This window comes from Bartonella vinsonii subsp. berkhoffii ATCC 51672 (assembly GCF_902825225.1).
In the GTDB taxonomy this organism is placed as follows: Bacteria; Pseudomonadota; Alphaproteobacteria; order Rhizobiales; family Rhizobiaceae; genus Bartonella; species Bartonella berkhoffii.
Window position 1 is genome coordinate 1 of record NZ_CADEAK010000202.1, and the last position, 422, is coordinate 422.

Sequence of the window (422 nt, forward strand, 5' to 3'; positions counted from 1 at the left end):
AAAGTTTTTAAGGCCTGCTTTTTCGCGTAATTGAGAATGCGCTCCGTCGGCTGCAATCAGTAATTTTGTTTGCCATATTTCTTCATTGCTTAATGTGACAGTTGTGTGTTGGGTTTCTTGATGAAAATCAACGACACGCATATTTGTAATGAAATTAATATCCAGATCTTGTACACGCTTTTTTAAAGCACTCATGAGTTTTCTTTGTTCTACCATAGCAGCAAAGGGTTCGTTGGGAGTGATATCTCCTTCAAAGGTTAAAAGAGTTGGTTTGACAGGATCATCTGTGCATGCATCTGTTATGATCATTGAATGAATGGGTTGGGTATAGGGTTTTATATGTTTCCAACATTGTAATTGTTTTAACATACGAATAGAAGCAGCAGCGAGGGCGAGAGCTCGTATATTGGAAGTGGGAAGTT

General features: G+C 38.4%; 1 protein-coding gene. It reads right to left on the reverse strand.

Annotation, left to right across the window (positions count from 1 at the left end; all coding sequences use genetic code 11):
* Positions 1 to 422: FAD-dependent monooxygenase (locus J7R10_RS08930; protein ID WP_208436498.1), on the reverse strand; the 422-nt coding region annotated here is incomplete at both ends.